Annotated in this window: 26 protein-coding genes and 1 pseudogene; 21 read left to right on the plus strand and 6 right to left on the minus strand. The window is 56.5% G+C overall.

The window, feature by feature from the left end; translation table 11 throughout:
• Positions 1-456: 456 nt before the first annotated feature.
• From ACWKV9_RS14270 to ACWKV9_RS14300, 7 genes are all read left to right on the plus strand, one after another.
• Positions 457-894, plus strand: coding sequence for a tellurite resistance TerB family protein (locus ACWKV9_RS14270; RefSeq protein WP_483836761.1), 438 nt, complete (start codon positions 457-459; stop codon positions 892-894).
• Positions 895-1,065: a DUF3927 family protein gene (locus tag ACWKV9_RS14275; protein ID WP_483836762.1), complete on the plus strand. Its 171-nt coding sequence runs from the start codon at positions 895-897 to the stop codon at positions 1,063-1,065.
• 44 nt (positions 1,066-1,109) lie between these two features.
• Positions 1,110-1,289: a hypothetical protein gene (locus ACWKV9_RS14280; RefSeq protein ID WP_483836763.1), complete on the plus strand. Its 180-nt coding sequence runs from the start codon at positions 1,110-1,112 to the stop codon at positions 1,287-1,289.
• A gap of 619 nt (positions 1,290-1,908) precedes the next feature.
• Positions 1,909-2,175: a hypothetical protein gene (locus ACWKV9_RS14285; protein WP_483836764.1), complete on the plus strand. Its 267-nt coding sequence runs from the start codon at positions 1,909-1,911 to the stop codon at positions 2,173-2,175.
• Complete coding sequence (locus ACWKV9_RS14290; RefSeq protein ID WP_483836765.1) at positions 2,172-2,555, plus strand: hypothetical protein; 384 nt, start codon at positions 2,172-2,174, stop codon at positions 2,553-2,555. The genes ACWKV9_RS14285 and ACWKV9_RS14290 overlap by 4 nt, the downstream gene beginning before the upstream one ends.
• 85 nt (positions 2,556-2,640) lie before the next feature.
• Positions 2,641-2,988: a hypothetical protein gene (locus ACWKV9_RS14295; RefSeq protein ID WP_268797550.1), complete on the plus strand. Its 348-nt coding sequence runs from the start codon at positions 2,641-2,643 to the stop codon at positions 2,986-2,988.
• A gap of 38 nt (positions 2,989-3,026) precedes the next feature.
• Positions 3,027-3,773 carry a DUF2303 family protein gene (locus ACWKV9_RS14300; protein ID WP_483836766.1) on the plus strand — a complete coding sequence of 249 codons (747 nt, stop codon included), beginning with the start codon at positions 3,027-3,029 and terminating at the stop codon, positions 3,771-3,773.
• Positions 3,774-3,844: 71 nt separating this feature from the next.
• Here the strand turns inward: ACWKV9_RS14300 and ACWKV9_RS14305 are convergent, their stop codons facing one another.
• From ACWKV9_RS14305 to ACWKV9_RS14320, 4 genes are all read right to left on the minus strand, one after another.
• Entirely contained in the window at positions 3,845-4,765 is a 921-nt protein-coding gene (locus ACWKV9_RS14305; protein ID WP_483836767.1) for a hypothetical protein, read from the minus strand.
• A gap of 139 nt (positions 4,766-4,904) precedes the next feature.
• Complete coding sequence (locus tag ACWKV9_RS14310; RefSeq protein ID WP_483836768.1) at positions 4,905-5,117, minus strand: hypothetical protein; 213 nt, start codon at positions 5,115-5,117, stop codon at positions 4,905-4,907.
• 162 nt (positions 5,118-5,279) lie between these two features.
• A complete protein-coding gene (locus tag ACWKV9_RS14315) occupies positions 5,280-5,606 on the minus strand; it encodes a hypothetical protein (RefSeq protein WP_483836769.1) in 327 nt (108 codons plus the stop codon).
• A 117-nt stretch (positions 5,607-5,723) separates the two neighbouring features.
• On the minus strand, positions 5,724-5,939 hold the full coding sequence (locus ACWKV9_RS14320; RefSeq protein WP_483836770.1) for a hypothetical protein: 216 nt from the start codon (positions 5,937-5,939) through the stop codon (positions 5,724-5,726).
• A gap of 63 nt (positions 5,940-6,002) precedes the next feature.
• Between ACWKV9_RS14320 and ACWKV9_RS14325 the strand changes: the two genes are divergently transcribed.
• The 3 genes from ACWKV9_RS14325 to ACWKV9_RS14335 all read left to right on the plus strand — a co-directional run bounded on the left by ACWKV9_RS14325 (position 6,003) and on the right by ACWKV9_RS14335 (position 8,064).
• On the plus strand, positions 6,003-7,346 hold the full coding sequence (locus ACWKV9_RS14325; RefSeq protein WP_483836771.1) for a DNA-methyltransferase: 1,344 nt from the start codon (positions 6,003-6,005) through the stop codon (positions 7,344-7,346).
• 46 nt (positions 7,347-7,392) lie between these two features.
• Complete coding sequence (locus ACWKV9_RS14330) at positions 7,393-7,647, plus strand: hypothetical protein (RefSeq protein WP_483836772.1); 255 nt, start codon at positions 7,393-7,395, stop codon at positions 7,645-7,647.
• Between the two features lie 66 nt (positions 7,648-7,713).
• Complete coding sequence (locus ACWKV9_RS14335) at positions 7,714-8,064, plus strand: DUF4406 domain-containing protein (protein ID WP_483836773.1); 351 nt, start codon at positions 7,714-7,716, stop codon at positions 8,062-8,064.
• A gap of 130 nt (positions 8,065-8,194) precedes the next feature.
• On the opposite strand, the gene ACWKV9_RS14340 is transcribed toward ACWKV9_RS14335, so the two are convergent.
• Positions 8,195-8,410, minus strand: coding sequence for a hypothetical protein (locus ACWKV9_RS14340; RefSeq protein ID WP_483836774.1), 216 nt, complete (start codon positions 8,408-8,410; stop codon positions 8,195-8,197).
• A 441-nt stretch (positions 8,411-8,851) separates the two neighbouring features.
• Between ACWKV9_RS14340 and ACWKV9_RS14345 the strand changes: the two genes are divergently transcribed.
• The 10 genes and pseudogenes from ACWKV9_RS14345 to ACWKV9_RS14390 form a co-directional block, all read left to right on the plus strand.
• On the plus strand, positions 8,852-9,532 hold the full coding sequence (locus ACWKV9_RS14345; protein ID WP_483836775.1) for a hypothetical protein: 681 nt from the start codon (positions 8,852-8,854) through the stop codon (positions 9,530-9,532).
• Between the two features lie 90 nt (positions 9,533-9,622).
• Complete coding sequence (locus tag ACWKV9_RS14350; protein WP_483836776.1) at positions 9,623-9,949, plus strand: hypothetical protein; 327 nt, start codon at positions 9,623-9,625, stop codon at positions 9,947-9,949.
• The gene (locus ACWKV9_RS14355) at positions 9,946-10,512 is read left to right on the plus strand and encodes a hypothetical protein (RefSeq protein WP_483836777.1); all 567 of its coding nucleotides are present in this window, start codon (positions 9,946-9,948) and stop codon (positions 10,510-10,512) included. The genes ACWKV9_RS14350 and ACWKV9_RS14355 overlap by 4 nt, the downstream gene beginning before the upstream one ends.
• A complete protein-coding gene (locus ACWKV9_RS14360; RefSeq protein ID WP_483836778.1) occupies positions 10,509-11,171 on the plus strand; it encodes a hypothetical protein in 663 nt (220 codons plus the stop codon). Before ACWKV9_RS14355 ends, ACWKV9_RS14360 begins: the two co-directional genes overlap by 4 nt.
• Positions 11,168-11,557 carry a DUF7694 domain-containing protein gene (locus tag ACWKV9_RS14365; RefSeq protein WP_483836779.1) on the plus strand — a complete coding sequence of 130 codons (390 nt, stop codon included), beginning with the start codon at positions 11,168-11,170 and terminating at the stop codon, positions 11,555-11,557. The genes ACWKV9_RS14360 and ACWKV9_RS14365 overlap by 4 nt, the downstream gene beginning before the upstream one ends.
• Entirely contained in the window at positions 11,554-11,793 is a 240-nt protein-coding gene (locus ACWKV9_RS14370; RefSeq protein ID WP_483836780.1) for a hypothetical protein, read from the plus strand. Before ACWKV9_RS14365 ends, ACWKV9_RS14370 begins: the two co-directional genes overlap by 4 nt.
• Positions 11,794-11,897: 104 nt before the next feature.
• Positions 11,898-12,155, plus strand: a complete 258-nt coding sequence (locus ACWKV9_RS14375; RefSeq protein WP_483836781.1) for a hypothetical protein — start codon at positions 11,898-11,900, stop codon at positions 12,153-12,155.
• 19 nt (positions 12,156-12,174) lie between these two features.
• A complete protein-coding gene (locus ACWKV9_RS14380) occupies positions 12,175-12,417 on the plus strand; it encodes an excisionase (protein ID WP_483836782.1) in 243 nt (80 codons plus the stop codon).
• Positions 12,398-13,501, plus strand: coding sequence for a phage integrase Arm DNA-binding domain-containing protein (locus ACWKV9_RS14385; protein ID WP_483836783.1), 1,104 nt, complete (start codon positions 12,398-12,400; stop codon positions 13,499-13,501). Before ACWKV9_RS14380 ends, ACWKV9_RS14385 begins: the two co-directional genes overlap by 20 nt.
• Before the next feature lie 87 nt (positions 13,502-13,588).
• Positions 13,589-15,289 (plus strand): annotated as a pseudogene (locus ACWKV9_RS14390) (ATP-binding protein); the annotation flags it as partial.
• 104 nt (positions 15,290-15,393) lie between these two features.
• Here ACWKV9_RS14390 and ACWKV9_RS14395 read toward each other — a convergent pair.
• Positions 15,394-15,738 carry a YggL family protein gene (locus ACWKV9_RS14395; protein ID WP_483836784.1) on the minus strand — a complete coding sequence of 115 codons (345 nt, stop codon included), beginning with the start codon at positions 15,736-15,738 and terminating at the stop codon, positions 15,394-15,396.
• Between the two features lie 379 nt (positions 15,739-16,117).
• Between ACWKV9_RS14395 and dacB the strand changes: the two genes are divergently transcribed.
• On the plus strand, positions 16,118-17,584 hold the full coding sequence (gene dacB / locus ACWKV9_RS14400) for a D-alanyl-D-alanine carboxypeptidase/D-alanyl-D-alanine endopeptidase (protein WP_483836785.1): 1,467 nt from the start codon (positions 16,118-16,120) through the stop codon (positions 17,582-17,584).
• The last annotated feature ends 6 nt before the right edge of the window (positions 17,585-17,590 follow it).

Raw genomic sequence — 17,590 nt, forward strand, 5'->3', positions numbered from 1 at the left:
CATTGCCTCTACCGGCGACCGGCGATTAGACAGGCGAAAGAGGAAAGCCTGCCAACGACAGGGAGAACCCTGGCCGGCTGATCGAGGGCGAAATGCCCGAACCGCGTGAATGACCCGGCAAGCAATGCAAACCGCGAATCCCAGCGGCAGAAGGGAGAGACACAGAACTGAATTAGCGGTCCCGATAGCCTCGGCTGGGAACGCCGGACCTCATGCACCCTGCCCCACTCAATCGGGCATATCGCGCTGCAGCGTGCATGTTGTATAGACCCTCGATTCGACACCCACAGATGCTGATTGCGGTGGCGAGGAGGAAGCGCAATGCCCAACCCAACCAGATCCCACGGCCTGCAATCAGCAGCGGGCACGGGGCGCACAGACAGAGCGGTCGCTTCCTGATGCAGCTTGGCAACAGGCTGCATTGGGAAATGCCCCAACCCATCCGAGGTAAACCACATGTTCGGCAAATTGTTTGGCAAGAAGTCCGGTGAAGCGCGTCAGGCGATTGCCGTGATGACCAACCGCGACCTGATGCAGGCCTGCGTTTATGGCTGCTTCTACGTTGCTGCGGCAGACGGCGATCTGGAGCAATCCGAACTCGACAAAATCGAAAAACTCATCAGCAACGCGCCGGCGCTCCAGGGCTTTGGTTCGGAGCTGAGCAACACCATCGACCGCGCCAAGAATGACTTCCTGAACGGCGGACCGCGCATTCTGCGCCAGAACGCTGAGAAGGAATTGAAGGACCTGGCTCACAGCACTGAAGACGCAGCGACGGTCCTGAACTTCATGCTCACCGTTGCCGAAGCTGACGGCGAGATCGAGCCGGAAGAAACGTCCGTGCTGGAGAAGGCAGCAAAGATCTTGAACCTTAACCTGAAAGACTACCTGTAAATGCCATGGGTCAAGGCAATGGGCAATCGCCTCCGAGCGGTTCTCGTTCTGGCCCTTCTCATCGGCGTAGTGCTGATCGACTCGGTTTCACGAATCATCAGCATGTGCGCCGACGGGTTTCTTGCGGTGCTGATCCTGGTGCTGATCTGGCCGCTGATCAAATCCAAATAGGAGCTGTCGCGATGTCGACAAAAAGCAGTTCTACAGGCAGGGGCGTGAGTGTTCTGGGATTGCTCGGGGTGGCTTTCGTCGTACTCAAGCTGACCGGATATATCGCATGGTCTTGGTGGTGGGTGACTGCGCCATTCTGGGCTCCGCTCGCGGTGTTGGCGATCTTCATGGCATTTGTGGGGATCGGTTGGTTGATTGCGCACCTGCTCAGCAGTAAGCGCTGAATCATCACTTCTGCCCATTCAATGAGTGGGCAGCGGGATGGCGAAAGCCTCCGGAAATGGGCGAACTACACGTATGAACCCCATATAAAAGTAATGGTGACGTGGAAGTCCGGTGCAAGCCCGGGCCCGAGCCCTGGTACTCCCCAGCACCAGGCCGCATCGGAGATTGATCGAAGCGTGCCCAAGCGGGCTGCAGCGCTAGGATCGCAAAGCCCCGTAAATGTCCTGAGCCGATACTCGCATGACGGCCAATACCAAAAACGCGGCGGGAAACAAGCGGGTCAGCACCCCGGTGTTTCGATCAATCTCCGATGCGGACGAACACCTGGCACCAGAAAGTGCTGGCCACCTGTATCAAGTCAGTAATACCCACCACGGTGAGCCCTAACGTGGCTAAAGCTGACCACCGTTCACTTTAACGCGGAGGATTTGCAGCCATGTAAACGAAATCAACTGTCACGCAGCCTCATGCTGCCGGCCAGCCCGGGGTGACGTATGGAGGCATGCTCACCCAATGAAAGCCCGGTTCCGACCGGGCTTTTTAATGCCCGCGATTATCCGCCAGCCCTCTCCCACCAGAGCGCTGACGAATAGACGCAACACCACAAGAGGACACGCCATGCATCAGGCATTTCAGGATCGTATCGTTGAGCTGGGGGAATTGCTCCAGCGCTCAAGCGCCGCACGCGGCGAGTTCAGCAAGCGCACCGACCGGGCAATGCCTGGTAGCAAGGTTCGATTTCAGGTCATCAGCCAGACCAGTGACTGCTACCGCGTCATTGAGCTGAGCACCCGCGTTGTTCGCCGCACGTTCACCAGCTGGAAAGAGGCTGTCAATTTCGCGCAGCGCCTCGAATCCCAGCTTCCTTTGAGGCTGGTGCAATGATCGGCGAGAACGTACCAGATCAGCACAAGCTGAACGCCGCGCGGCTGGCTGCCCAGATTGATCAGTACTTTTCGGCTGGCGGTCAGGCCGAGGTGCTGGAGCCTTTCAAGTTCGAACCACGCCCACCGCGCAACGAACCGGCGCCGACGGTGAAACGCCCCAGACCCAACGGCGCGCAATTCCGCCGGTACAACGACGAGTCGTCTGACCGCGTGTTGCTGGAGCGAATCACCGCAATGCGTGATCTGGGCGTCAGCCAGTGGACGTCCGCGAAACGCCTGGGCATCAGCAGAACGCGGCAAACCCGGCTTATCGAGACATACAACCTCGACTATCCGAAGCAGAGATCAGGCTGCGGCAAGACGGTTTTCGGCCAGTGAGACGAACCCTGCCTCAACGCCACAAACGCGCATCCCAGCACCAACTTCCACCCAGCGGCCTCAAGGGCCTTCCGGAGAATCATGCATGTCCACACCAACTGATACCGCCGAGTTCCTCGAGGAGCTCAACGGCGGGGCCTTCGCCAGCCAGATCGGTCACGCCCTCTCAGAGGTAGCCGCCGGCGTTGTTGACCACGGCAAAGCAGGGAAGCTGGTCATCACCTTGGACCTGAGCCAAATCGGCGAAGGCCAGATGGTGAAGATTAAGCACAAGCTCGACTACAAGGTGCCAACCAAACGCGGCACCCGCAGCGAGAACACCAGCCTCGACACCCCGATGCATGTCGGCACCGGCGGCAAGATTTCACTGTTTCAGGAGAAACACGACCAGCTCTTCAGCCGTGACGAAGCGCCGATCAAACCACGCACCTGATTCACCGCTGCACCTCCCTTCCCCAAGAGACTTTGAAAATGTCCCTGAGCAAAGAAGCAATTCAACTCATCACCGACACGTCGCTCCAGGCGACCGGCAAGTCGCTGGCCACTTTGGTGCCGACGGTGGTGCTGCCTGAAAACACCAAGGTCGTCGACCTTGAGAAATACCAGGCGCTGCGCAGTCGCTTTCGCGGCATCTTCTCCACCCATTCGCTTGCCGACTTCAGCGCCTACGTGACTGACCGTCCCACTGATGCTGCTCGCGGTTTCATCAATCAGGATGAAATGAGCTGCGCACTGCTCTTCAACCTCGGCGACGTGAACGAGCCTGGTCACGCCGATGACCGCGCTGTGCTGAAGCTGAAAGCGTCCGCTGGCTATAAGGCCGTCCAGGCAATTGCCGGTGAGCGCCTCGCGCAGAAGGACCTCAGCGATTGGATCGAGGACTGGCACCAGTACCTGACGCCGGTTGACGACGCAGGCACCGCCATCCCGATCGCTAAGGCAATCGCGGCAGTTCGAACCATCACGATCAAAGCAACCAGCGAGTCAGAAACGACGGTTGGTGACACCAGCGCCAGCCGTAGCGCGATGGACCAGATTGAAGCGCGCAGCAAAGAAACCCTGCCGGCGGCTTTGCACTTCCATGTCGTGCCGTTCGAGGGGCTGACTGAACAGCAGATCACCTTGCGCGTTTCGGTGATCACAAGTGGTCCTGTGCCGGTGCTGGAAGCGAAGATCGGATCGTCTGCCAATTTATCACTTGGTAGCTTTACCGCTTGATAATTCAAGGCCTGCGTATATCAGAATAAGGATGATGCGCAGGCCATAATTCATTACCTCGATACATGAGCCTAAAGCATCGCCTTTGTCTTATCCCATTCGATCTTCAAAATATCCTGAGCAGCGCGTTTAATTTCGTCACATGCGCGAAGCATTTGTTCGGAGGTCGCTGATTCTGCTATCGAAAGCGAGTTGACCACGCTGGTGATCAACCGTTGAAAGGGTGCCTCTTTAGGGTTTGCTAAAAGCTCAATCCTGTAGCGAAGCTCGAACAGCTGAGATCTTAGCTCGGTCAGCTTTGTGGCATACGCTACCACGACGCTCACTCCGGTTTGACCTTCGTTGGCTCTCGTGAGGCTCATTCCGAGCTCTGAATGCACATCCTGCGCTTGGCAGTGCCCATTGAGGATATAAAGCTGTGCCATGTAGAGAGAGCAACACTGGCGAAGCTCATCGATCCACGCTTGCCTGCTTACTTTTACAGCAGTGGATCTAGCAATGGCCTTCTCGTTTGCGATGGTTAAATCGAGAGTCTCTCTCTGGTTTGCAATCGTAAGTTCGAGGGAAGCCCTCTGCGCGTCCAGCGTCTTATTCATCTGTTCCTGCTGCCCGGCCGCATTCGTGTTTGAGTTCCGGATAGTCAACCAAGTACCGATGATGAAAATGACGATCGTAACTAGAAAACTCAAAAACGTCGCCAGATCAAATCCGGCATCCACCACGATTTTAGGTATCTCCTCAAGATATACCACTGCTGTTTGATGCTGCACACGGCCTCCAATAGCTAACGATAAAATGCAGGCCGCGACAGCCCAGGCCTCCCTCATACCGCACTTAAAATACGAATGCCACCCCTGCTTGCCGGTCTGTGGCGGGAGAATACGATGTTCAATAAAGTCTTTGAAAAGCCTGGCACCTTCCAGGCGCTTTATGCCGCTCAGCACTGGCTGGAAGAAAACGGGTATAGCTACGGGTCGAGCTGCGTAATGCACCCAATCCCGGTCTTGAAGGGTGAGTTCGTTATCGCCAAATGGAAAAATCTGACCAAGGCAGAGGTAGCGGCGCTGGATGGAAGTATTGACGGTGATCTCCGCAATGGCCCGATAACCGTCTATTTAAAGCAGCCGCCAGTCACCCCAACTCCGGCCCCGGCTGCTCCATCGCATCAACCGCATCTTCAATCGCAATAAGCGCATACGCGCCGACATCATTGGTGATCGGCGAAAAGATCAGCTTGCGATGCACCCGCTCCACAAGCGCGTCCACATCAACACCCTGGCGCCGCGCGTCCTCCAGCACCAGCCGCAACATGATTTGCAAACCCTTCACTCGATCTTCGCTCATGACTGTTCCTCCGCGTGGAGGGTAAGCGTAGACCGGCACTGATCTTATTAAAGCGCCGTCCAGCGAGGAGAAAGTATTTCAAAAGCGGGGTAGAAAAATGAAATTACGCGCTGATCAACCCGCAGCGGGGTGCGAGTACTCGCGCGCATGCGGCCGACGTTTCTAGCCGTTGTGATCTTCAAACCACGCCAATAAATCATTAATGAGTTCGGACAGCTTCGCTACCTGATCAGGTTCAAATGCACCGGCCTTGGATACCCAAGCATCAAGCGGAGCGGCTTCGCTTAGTCCTGACGACTCAATCATGTAGTCCATCATCCGGAAGCTCGACTGGGCTTCAGGATCCAACCCGAAACGATGCACCTCGGCAATGCCAAGAGCGCACGCTCTCAGAGCCGCGCCCATGGAATAGGCTTTGCCCTGAGGGTGCTCAGTGTGTAGCAAACGACTTGCGTTTCTAAACTGTTCTGCGGCGTAGCTGTACGGCATGGCGTTATCCAACTGAATGAATGGCCATTTTAGCTTTCGATATCCAAGCGGCCAAGGTCCAACTGAAGGGAGCCAAGCTAGTAATACGGCCATTTGACCAGATCAAACTTTTTTAGATCAGCCCACCGCAGGCCACGGATACTCCAGCGCATCAACGGTGTTCTCGATCTGATATACCGCATTAAAAAGATGCCTGCACTTATAGCGCTGGTACTTCACCAGCTCGTCAATCGCAGCTTCGGATAACTGCTCAACGTCTATCCCCTGTTCCCGCGCCGTGTTCAAAACGGCCTTCAGCGCTATCTCCAGCGCAATCACTCGCTCTTCGCTCATGACGGTTCCCTCCCTGTGGAGCTGTAAGCGTAGACGAATCTCAACTTCCACCGGAATCGAGCCATGAAATACGAACTCCACCTGGGCGATTGCCTGGAGGTGCTACGGGGCCTGCCTGCGAACTCGGTTGATAGCGTTGTAACCGACCCACCCTACGGCATTCGCTTCATGGGTAAAAGCTGGGATGGACAGGACATTGAAGACCGAGCGGCCTACCGCGCCAGCATGCCCTCACACGCAGATGCTTGCGGGCCAAATGGTGGTCATCGATCTGTTGCCGCTGAAGCCGGGAAATACGACCTAACTCCCGCAGGCATGCGCGCCTTTCAGGCCTTCACCCTGGAATGGGCAACAGAAGCGCTGCGAGTACTCAAGCCGGGTGGACACTTGCTCTCCTTTGCCGCCGCTCGAACGTACCACCACATGGCGGTCGGCATTGAAATGGCGGGCTTCGAGATCCGCGACCAGATCATGTGGGTTTTCGGTTCTGGCTTCCCGAAGTCGCACAACCTCAAGGGTGATCACGAAGGCTGGGGCACGGCGCTGAAACCGGCACATGAGCCAATATGCATGGCCCGCAAGCCATTCCCCGGAACAGTAGCCTCCAATGTGGAGGCTCACGGAACCGGCGCAATAAACATCGACGCTTGCCGGATTCACGCAGAAGACGCGATCGGCGGCGAGTACTCCCAAATGCGTATGGCGCCGGGTCATGTCGTCAACGCTACCGGCGCATACAAACAGGACGTCCCGTTCATTGGTGTCATGAAGCCGGGCCGATGGCCAGCGAACCTCATCCACGACGGCAGCCCCGATGTTCTGGCTATCTTCCCCGACGCGCCAGGCCAGCTGGCCAACGCCAGCACCAGCGATACCCTACGCGGTGGACAGAACACATACGGGGTCATGAAGCGAGGAAGAGGCACAGAAGCATCCGCACAGAGCGAGAACTTTGGATTTGTCGGCTTCAAGATGAAGCCAGGCGAACGGCGCCTCGACTCGGGAAGCGCTGCCCGTTTCTTCTACTGTGCCAAGACATCACGCGCCGATCGCCATGAAGGCCTGATCGACCCCGGCCCACAGTTTAAACAGGGCACCACGCTGCGCAAGGTTCAAACGACTGACACCAAGGGCAACAACCACCCCACCGTGAAGCCCACAGGGTTGATGGCTTACCTGCTCAGACTTGTAACGCCAGCGGGCGGTAAATCTCTGGATCCGTTCATGGGCTCAGGTAGCACCGGTAAAGCGGCAGCGCTCGAGGGATTCGATTTTATCGGGATCGAGCGTGATCCCGAGTACATGGCAATTGCGAAGGCCCGCATCGCATATGCCCATGCCCAAATTCAGCGCCAGCAGCGCGAGCGGCGCCTGCAGGATCAACAACTGAGCCTGTTCACCGCGTAACCCGACCCTCTTCTCTAACAAATCACGCCGCCTGGCGAGGATCACTATGTTTACAAAAACCTTCAATGACGTCGGCACTTTCCAGGCGCTATATGCGGCCGAAAAGTGGCTTAGCCAGAACGGTTACAGCTACGCATCAACCTGTCGCGGCTCGCCCGCAGGGGTGATGAAGGGTGATGTGGTCATTGCGAAATGGCGAAATCTGACCGAAGAGGAAATCGAGGAGTTGGATGGCCGGTTGGCCGGCGATACGCGCGAAGGGCCGGTCACGCTGATTCTGAATGAAGCGCCAGCCGCTTAACCCCAGATGTAGCCTCTAGAGGCTACTTTTCCAATAGTAGCCTTGTGAGGCTACATTGGGGTCAAAATGCTATCGACCAAAGTTCCTCGGGTCTATCTGGCCGGGCCGATGACTGGCCTTCCCGAGTTCAACTACCCAGCCTTCAACGCCGAAGCTGCTCGACTCCGGGCCTTGGGATACCGTGTGGAAAACCCCGCAGAAAATCCGCTGCCCGCCGAGGCGCCTTGGCATCAGTGCATGCGCGCTGCCATCCGCCAGATGGTTGTCTGCGACGTTGTGGCCACCCTGCCCGACTGGCACAAATCGATAGGCGCACAGCTTGAGGTGTATCTGGCCGACCGCTTGGAAATCCCAAGCGTAGAGGCCGCCAGCCTCACCGAACACCAGGTGACGCCATCCGCAGAGGTGAAGCCATGAACTGGCTTGAATGGACAATCATCGTCTGCGGCGTCCTGGCCGCGTGGACGTACATCTCGTTCAAGATCGCCCTACGGGTAGGCCCGCTCCTCCGCGAACTCACCCGCTAAACCGGCACTATCCGAATCGCTCAATGAGATACCTGATCCATCAGGACCGCTGCATCAGGATGTTCAAGGTGCAGATGGAGCGCTGCGTAGGATTCATGGTGCAAACGCACGATATCGTGCCACTCAATCGAGCCCATACCCGAGATCGCGACTAGCTTCATCATCTCTATCGTGGAGGCGTCGAGCGCCAGCAAGAGTTGATGCGACGTAAAACGAAAATCTTCAGCGCTTTGCATGATGACGCCTTTCTGTAAGGCAATCGGTGATCGACCACATATACAACCGACCACATCACCTTCCGCTTAATTCAACCCAGTCGGATAGATGGCAAATAGCTGCCGTCTTACTCGAACAATCCCTATCCCTATTGCCTGCTGCGTATGCCGCGTGAACCCCGAATACCGATCAATAAATCGAAGGGGATGCTAATCTCTGTCCACCCATGATGGGCGATTTCGACAGTTTCCCGGCTGGAAGTGTTGGCGCTGAAGCCGACAGTTTCGATGTTCTAGCCGTTCAGGTCGATGGTAAAAAAAATTGGTTGCGAGACAATGGTGACAGCGGAATCATTCGAAAATGGAGTTCAAGGTTCCCAAGCGTTGGGATAACAATTAAGAACAAGATTAGCAACCGTCTGCTGCATCAAAGCTTAGGGATTACATTAAGGAGAAATACGGATGGAACGACCAAGCATTAATATAATGGAAAGGGTAACACCAAGAAGCTTCCCCAATTGCGACAGTCCCGGCTCATACAGTATCGCAACGCGGGTCGGAGAAACAATCCTTAATCCTGGAGACACGCTGAAATTCGAGCAGTTTGTGACTGGCTACGGTGAGGCGACAGACGTCAAAATTCAGTGCTACATATCTTCTAACGTTTTTGATAACGCTCAAGCTCATGTACTTCTGGGGTTGGGCAGCAGTGGCGAATCCCAGCCTGCCAGATGGGGGGTTGAAAGAAACAATGTTGAAGACGATGGATTTAGATTGTCTCCCAATATGTTTGTATTTCATCGGGGAACTTCTGCGGAACGGAAAACCCCATTCATAGATGGAAACAGCGACCAAATCAACAGTGTAATAACTGAGCTCAGGCTAACAAACGCTCCATTCACCTACAGCCTTCCTACGAGGAAGAACATAAAATCCGGGTCACATTACATCGATTTCTATATGACCTATTTTAATGGCCGCGAATGGGTAGTAAATAAAGAAAGAGTCGATTTCAAAATTAGAAACTTTTTTGAGCGCCACAATAAATTTGTTTCCTGGCTTGCGATCACCGCCTCGCTATTGGCTATAGTCAGACTTGCAATCACTCCGTTCATCCAGTGGATTTTCGAAGTAACAAAGTAACCGTTGAACATAACTAAATATTTAATGCAGTCTATTTAAGCATTCATAAATCTCACATCAGTGCCCCCTTGCGGGGGCAAGGACGAAGTCATGCCTGAAGAAATCAAATTGATCCAGCCGGCGCCGGTAGTGCGCGATGCCGAGGGCACATTTGCTCACCCTGACATGCCCGACTTCGACGAAGGTGATGGAGACAAGGTGAAAGCCTGGGTATCTGAGCAGGGCCTGACAGTTGCCATGGTCAGCCTTGAATATGCAGAGGAGGCAATTGCCGAGCGCTACTTCGAGGCCGGTGAAGCTGATTTCAGCTATTGGGAGCCTGAGCCCCCAGATGGCGATGGGTGGTTCTGCCTCGCCATGCATGACGCCGATGATGGCCCGGTCTGCTGGTGGGCTCGTCGGGAGGTAACGCCATGATCATCGACGACATCATGACCGACAAAATCACCCTGCACGGCCTGGGCTTTGTCCAGGTTCAGCTTGAAGGCGGTCAGCGCCTGCATGCCTGGCACCCCGAATTGCCGCGCCGCTCCTGCTTCGAGCACTCGGCCATCCACGATCACCGCTTCGACTTTGTGTCGCGGGTGCTGGTAGGGACGCAGACCAATCACGTTTACGCGATCCGGAAAAAACACGACGGCGATTTCATCCTTTATCTGCACGAAGGGAAGCGGTCAGCAAATGGCGGACGCCCATGGACCCCAGACGGCTGCGCCGATCTGACCCTAATTGCTTCGTTCAACGCCCGCGCCGGGGAGGAATACAACAGCACCGCGTACGTGTACCACCGCACCGAGCCGGGCGGTGAAGGTCGAGTGGCGACAATCATGCAGAAAACAGGCGAATGGCCGGCCGGTGCCCACTCCACCTGCCGGGCAGGATTCGATCCAGACACCGACTTCGACCGCTTCCAGTGGTCACCGGCCAAGCTCTGGGAAATCGTCACCGATGTGCTGCTGGGCCAGCGGGTGACGCCATGACCACCATCAAAGAACGCGGCATCCTGTTCTCGGCGCCGATGGTGCGCGCCCTGCTGGATGGGCGGAAGACAGTTACGCGGCGGGCGGTTAAACATCAGCCTGAAGTTCCTGTGTCCGATGCCATTCCGAAACGAAATTTCCCGCATGGTCCCCCCACCTCTGATTGGTACTGGCGCCCGCAGCATGGACACCTCAACGGCGTACCAAGCCAAGGTTGGGATTTCGGGTGCCCATACGGCCAACCAGGCGATCGGCTATGGGTGCGCGAGGCTTGGGCGGCAGATGCACAAGTCGACGCAGTGGCGCCCCGTGATCTAAGCCGCGGCGAACCAATTCTGTACCCAGCGGATGGCGTTACGCGCACATCGGGTTGCTCGATGATTTCTCAAGGCCGAGGCCGCCCCAGCATCCATATGCCACGCTGGGCCAGCCGCATTCTTTTAGAAATCACGGACGTTCGAGTCGAGCGGCTGCAGGGCGTCAGCGAAGAACAATCAGAGGCAGAAGGGGTGGACTTTCTGCGCGCCGCGCCTGACTTCGATGAGACGCTGACAGCGAAGCAGCTTTACGAAATCTTGTGGGATCACATCAACGGCACCGGCGCATGGGATGCAAACCCCTGGGTGTGGGTCGTCGAGTTCAAGCGGGTGATGCCATGAAGTTGGATCGCAATCAGCGCCGCTTGCTCGTTAAGGAAAGCGCCAGCCGCCCTGCCACGCTTCAACAAGTTCCTCGGGAGCAGTGGCCAGCTTTCGCTCCCGCACACCTGATTGAGGTCTGGCGATCGCGGGGTTTTCTTGTGCAGGTCTACACTGAGCCCAGCGACTTTCAACGCATGAGCGTGTGCCGGGCATTCCACAATGGTGATAGCTGGGTGGACCAGGTGACGTGGGACGAGCTGATGCAGCTCAAGCGTGAGTGCGGGCGCGGTGACAAAGATGCGTTGGAGGTTTACCCCGCTGACGTCGACATCGTGAACGTTGCCAACATGCGGCATCTGTTCTTCCCACCAACCCCTGTCACTTTCAAGTGGAAGCGATCATGAGCAGGTTCATCGCGGTATTTCATGAATGGCATGTGCATAGTCGAGGGTTTGAAACGGTGGCGCTGAGCGCGCTCGATCGGCTTCAGGCAGAGATGGAAGCCGCTCTTCTCCATCGTGAGCGGCGCGGGTTCTACACCAACGACTTCACTCTGGTCGAGATCGACGACCGCGAACATCTCCCGCGCCGACTCACCTGGCGCGAACGCCTCACCGGCCGGATTTCCCTGGACGGCTGACTGCATCACCTCCAATGCATCCCGCGCCAATCAGCGGTTATGCATCGCATACAAGACAATCACCTTTGAATGCCTGCCGGTGTATGGCGGGCGAGGAAATTCCTATGCCTATCGGAAACATGCCCGTCATGCACGGGAAGCAAATCAAATCGATCCCTATGCGGTTGCTGCAGCCATTTGAGAAGCAAGCGCTGCGCAATCACAGCCAGTCTTTGCAGAGGTTGGCCGAACGCGGCGGGATGAATGCCTGCGAGATCCTAGGAATCATTAACGGCCTGAGCTGGAGCCAGCTCAAGAATTATCCGGAAGATGAGGCCAACCTGATCAAGTGGTTTGCCACGCAATCACTCAACCCCGCATAGACCCCGGACGGAGAAAGCCATGACAAAGCTGACACTTGAAGAGTGGGCAACGGACCAGTTCAAATCGCCGCCCAACCTCAACACACTCCGGACCTGGGCTCGCGAAGGCCGGATATCTCCCGCGCCAGTGAAGCACGGCAAGCGGTACTACGTTGAGTCTGACGCCTGCTACCGTGAACCTGAGAAGCAGAACAAAATCCCAATGGGCTCAAGCCTAATTAGCCGAATAGAGAGCGCTCGACATGGTGCCAAGGCCGCGTAATCCAGGATCAAAGGATCTGCCCCCAAACCTCTACCGCAAAACGGACCAACGCAACGGGATGACTTACTACACCTACCGTGATCCCGTGAGCGGGCGCATGTTCGGCCTGGGCAAAGAAAAGGAATCGGCAATACGCGAAGCCGTGGCAGCCAATCATGCGGAGGTTTTGAAACCTACCTTGGCTTCAAGGGTTTCCGCACAGCCAGCAGAAAAAAGCCGCACCTTCTCTGAGTGGGTGTCCGAGCATAGGGTTATTTACGCGGATAAAGGGCTGTCCACCCACACCCTGAAGAGCTACAAAAGCCGGATCCAGAGGCTGGAGGATGAATTTGGCTCGAAGGAAATACGGGGCATCCGCACAATGGATGTCGCGGGTTTCCTGTCGTCACTATCGAAGGCAGGCAAAGGCAATATGTCGAAGGCTTTGCGTTCGTTACTACGCGATGTCTTCGCCGAGGCAATTGCAGCGGGTTGGTGTGACAGTAACCCAGTAGATGCAACGAAGGCACCCCGCATCCAAGTGAAGCGGGAGAGGCTGAGTTTAGAGTTGTGGAAAGCGATCTATGAAGAAGCCGAAAGGCCATGGCTGAAGCGCGCGATGGAACTGGCTCTTCTAACAGCCCAGCGCCGTGAAGATATCGGTGCAATGCTGTTTTCCGAAGAAGTCGGTGGATTCCTTCATGTGGTGCAGTCGAAGACGAAGGCCAAGGTCCGAATCAATACCGCTATCCGATTAGACGCACTTGACCTAGATCTTGCGACAGCAATTAAGCGTTGCCGGGACCGCGTTGTTTCAAAGTACATGATTCACCATCCGAAAACCGTCGGCAGCGCTAAAGCCGGGACACGGTTGAAGCTGGACAGCTTATCTAGAGCATTCGCCGAAGCCAGGGATAAAGCGGCCGAGAAACTTGGAATCACTCTCGGTGGAACCCCCCCGTCATTTCACGAAATGCGATCTTTGGCAGCACGACTGCATGCGGCTGAAGGCCGCGATCCTCAGAAACTGCTAGGACACCGCAACGCTGCCATGACCGAGCTGTACCGGGATAGCCGCGGGACAGAATGGATCGATGTTGCATGATCCACGGAAAGAGTTTTAGGAATATATTGGGGAGATATTGGGGAGGAATATTTCCCCTTTTAATTCAGCTAGTTAAACGACCGCAGTATCTTGGAGCAGGACACGCCGCTGGTGGTAGATCGGTCGCTGCACCTGGGCGATCGGCACCTGACGATCTATCACTGGATCCTGCCCTTTCGCGACTCGCTGGGTAAAGTACAAGGCATCATCGGCGGATGGATCGACATCAGTGATCGCCGACAACTGATCGAAGAGCTGCAAGCCGCCAAGGACCTTGCCGATGACGCCAACCGCGCCAAGAGCACCTTTCTGGCGACCATGAGCCACGAGATCCGCACCCCGATGAATGCCGTGATCGGCATGCTCGAACTGGCGCTCATGCGCGCCGACCAGGGTCAACTTGACCGCCCCGCCATCGAGGTTGCCTACAGCTCGGCCAAGGATTTACTGGAACTGATCGGCGATATTCTGGATATCGCGCGCATAGAATCGGGCCGGTTGAGCCTGAGCCCCGAACGCGCCAACTTGCGACAACTGGTCGAGTCTGTGGTGCGGGTGTTCGACGGGCTCGCGCGGCAGAAGAGCCTGACGCTGGTGCTGGATCTGGACGCCAGAATCAATACCGACGTGCTGATCGACCCGATGCGCTTCAAACAGATCCTGTCCAACCTGATCAGCAATGCCATCAAGTTCACCGAGCATGGGCAGATCAAGATAAGCCTGCAAACCGAAGACGGCGCGGGGGCCCAGCGATTGCGGGTGCACGTGATCATTCATGACAGCGGTATCGGCATCAGTCAGGAGGATCAGCAGCGCCTGTTCGAACCGTTCGCCCAGGTTGACAACTCAGGTCAACTGGCGCGAACCGGGGCCGGGCTCGGACTGGTCATCTGCCGCAGCCTGTGTGAAATGATGGGCGGAACGCTGAGCCTCGACAGCCAGCCAGGACAGGGCACGCGCATCGACATGACCTTCGACCTCACCACGCTGGACGATCTGGAAGTGGGCAGCCTGCCCCGCGACACGACACCTCACACCGCAGGGCAGCTGAACATTCTGATCGTCGACGATCACCCCGCCAATCGGTTGCTCCTGTTCGAGCAACTGTGCTTTCTCGGTCACCGCTGCGAGATGGCGGTCGATGGCGCGCAGGGGTTGCAGCGTTGGCGCAGCGGACATTTCGATCTGGTGATAGCCGACTGCAACATGCCTGTCATGAACGGCTATGACCTGACCCGGGGTATTCGGGATCAGGAACGCAGCGACTCGCGTGTTCACTGCACAGTCCTGGGCTTCACCGCCAACGCCCAGGCCGAAGAAATCCAGCGCTGTCGCGACGCAGGCATGGACGACTGCCTGTTCAAACCCATCAGCCTCACTGCCCTCAATGACCGGCTATCGAAGGTAAGCCCCCTTGCCAAACCTGCGCCGACTGAAGATACAGACACATTCGCTCCGGACAGCATCACTGTCTTGACGGGAGGTCGGGCAGGTATGTCCCGGCGCCTGATCGAACAACTCATCGTCAGTAACGTAGACGACCGCCAAGAGCTGGAGGCATTGAAACCTGAGGGCAATCGTCAACAGCTGCGTGATATCGGCCACAAGATTCGTGGTGCCGCGAGAATTATCAGCGCACGGCATGTGATCGAAATGTGCGAAGCGCTTGAAGATGCGTGCGATGAAGATACGCCGGACGAGGTCATTGTCGCGCGGCTGACGGCTTTGGACTCAGCACTGCTACAACTGGAACACGCGCTGCGCGCGCATCTGGAGAAGACGCTGTGAGGGTAGGCAATAGGGGGTAACCGGGGTAGTGCAGAACTCGGCGCAATGTCGTCGAGGTAAAATCAGGGGAAGCCGGCGCGATGCCAGCCTCCCCTTTTGTGCTATCAGGCAGCCGGATTGATCGGCTTTTCCGGATACCAGGCATCGACCAGCGGGGTCAGTTCGACCTTGGTCAGCTCGCTGCGGCCCTTGAGCCAGCTTTCAACGGTAGCGCGCTGCTCTTCGGTAACCGAGCCACGCTTGGCCGAGCAAACCAGACCGAAGTCGTCGCCGCCAACGTAGTCCAGACCGTTTGCATCCATGGCTTCTGTCAGGAACGCGTCGAGGAATGCATCGATTGCCGCCTCGTTCAGGTCTTCCTTGAAATCCAGGTTCAGTTCAAAACCCAGCTCTTGGAATTCGTCTACGCACAGTTTTTTACGCAGACGGCGGGAACGGTTAGTCGCCATGAAACAATCCTCAGAAGTAAATATCGGGCGGCACTTTACCAGTTTGTATCGATAAAAGCCCGAAACCGACGCCATCCCCCGCCCTTGAACGGGGCAGAAAACCGGCCGCGACCAATACCACGGTGCGCTTTATAAAAAAATAGCTCGGTTCGACGGCCTTACCCCGGCGCAAGTCACGCCCGCTTGGGGCATAATGCCGCGTTATTACCCATGCCAATTGTAACTTTCTACACATACAGCGTGGGTCGAATACATTTTTCACCTGTCGGCGCGCTTCGCGAAGGTATTTGCACTGCGTTGCCGCGGGGTCATTTGAGCGACATGAGTATTGAGGGAATCCATCCCCTCCTCGTATCCCCTTTGCAGTAGGGTTTTATTGATGATCAAATCTTTGCGTCCGTTAGTACTTGCCACCCTTCTTTTGCCGTTGTCCCTCCCTGCTTTCGCCGTTCCAATCAATACCGCACTGCCCCCAAAGGTCCAGCAGGCTATCAAGGCCAGTAAACTGGATAACAACGCTTTGTCGCTGGTGATGCTGCCACTTACCGGCCCCGGCACCGCAACCGTGTTCAACGCTGATGTGTCGGTCAATCCTGCATCGACCATGAAGCTGGTTACCACTTACGCTGCGCTGGAAATGCTTGGCCCGACTCACCAGTGGAAAACCGAATTCTTCACCGATGGCACACTTAGCAATGGCGTGCTGCGCGGTAACTTGTATCTCAAGGGCGGCGGCGACCCCAAGCTGAACATGGAAAAGCTCTGGCTGTTGATGCGCGATCTTCGCGCCAACGGCGTGCAACAGATCACCGGTGATCTGGTGCTCGACCGCAGCCATTTCGTGCAGCCGCAACTGCCTGTGTTCGATGACGATGGCAATGACAAGAACAAACCGTTTCTGGTCAAGCCGGACTCGTTGATGGTCAACCTCAAAGCCCTACGCTTCGTGACCCGCAACGACGGCGGCAAGATTGTGGTTTCGGTCGAGCCTCCGATTGCCGCGATTCATATCAATAATCAGGTCAAGGCACTGTCTTCCAGCAAATGCGCTGGCGATGTTCTGTACAACCCGGTCCCCCAGGCCGATGGCGGCATCCTGGTCACGGTGAGCGGTCAGTTGGGCGACGGCTGCAACTCTCAGACCTATCTGTCGCTGCTGGACCATCCCACTTACACAGCAGGTGCCGTCCGGGCGATCTGGCAGGAGTTGGGCGGCACTATCCTGGGAAAGGATCGACTGGACGTCGTACCGGGCAATGCAAAGTTGCTCGCCAAAGCCTTTTCGCCTGACCTTGCGGAAATCATTCGCGACATCAATAAATTCAGTAACAACACCATGGCGCAGCAGTTGTTTCTGAGCCTGGGTGCGGAGTTTCGCAACGAGGCTGACGGCGACGATGCCAAAGCAGCGCAACGGGTAATCCGTCAGTGGCTGGCGAAGAAAGGCATTATTGCGCCGCACCTGGTCATGGAAAACGGCTCCGGGCTGTCCCGTGCGGAACGTGTCAGCGCCCGCGAGATGGCACAAATGCTTCAGGCCGCCTGGAACAGTCCTTACCAGGCTGAATTCATGAGCTCGCTGCCGCTTGCAGGCATGGACGGCACAATGCGCAAACGCCTCAAACGCACCGCGTTGCGTGGCGAGGCGCATATCAAAACCGGGACCTTGAACACTGTGCGAGCCATCGCCGGCTTCAGCCGCGACAGCAACGGCAACACATGGGCGGTGGTAGCGATCCTCAACGACCCGCGTCCATGGGGCGCATCCTCGGTACTCGATGAAATCCTCGTCGATATGTATGCGCAGCCTAAACTTGCCAACACGGCGATTTCGCTGCAGCAATAAGCGCTA

The organism is Pseudomonas corni (assembly GCF_057128765.1).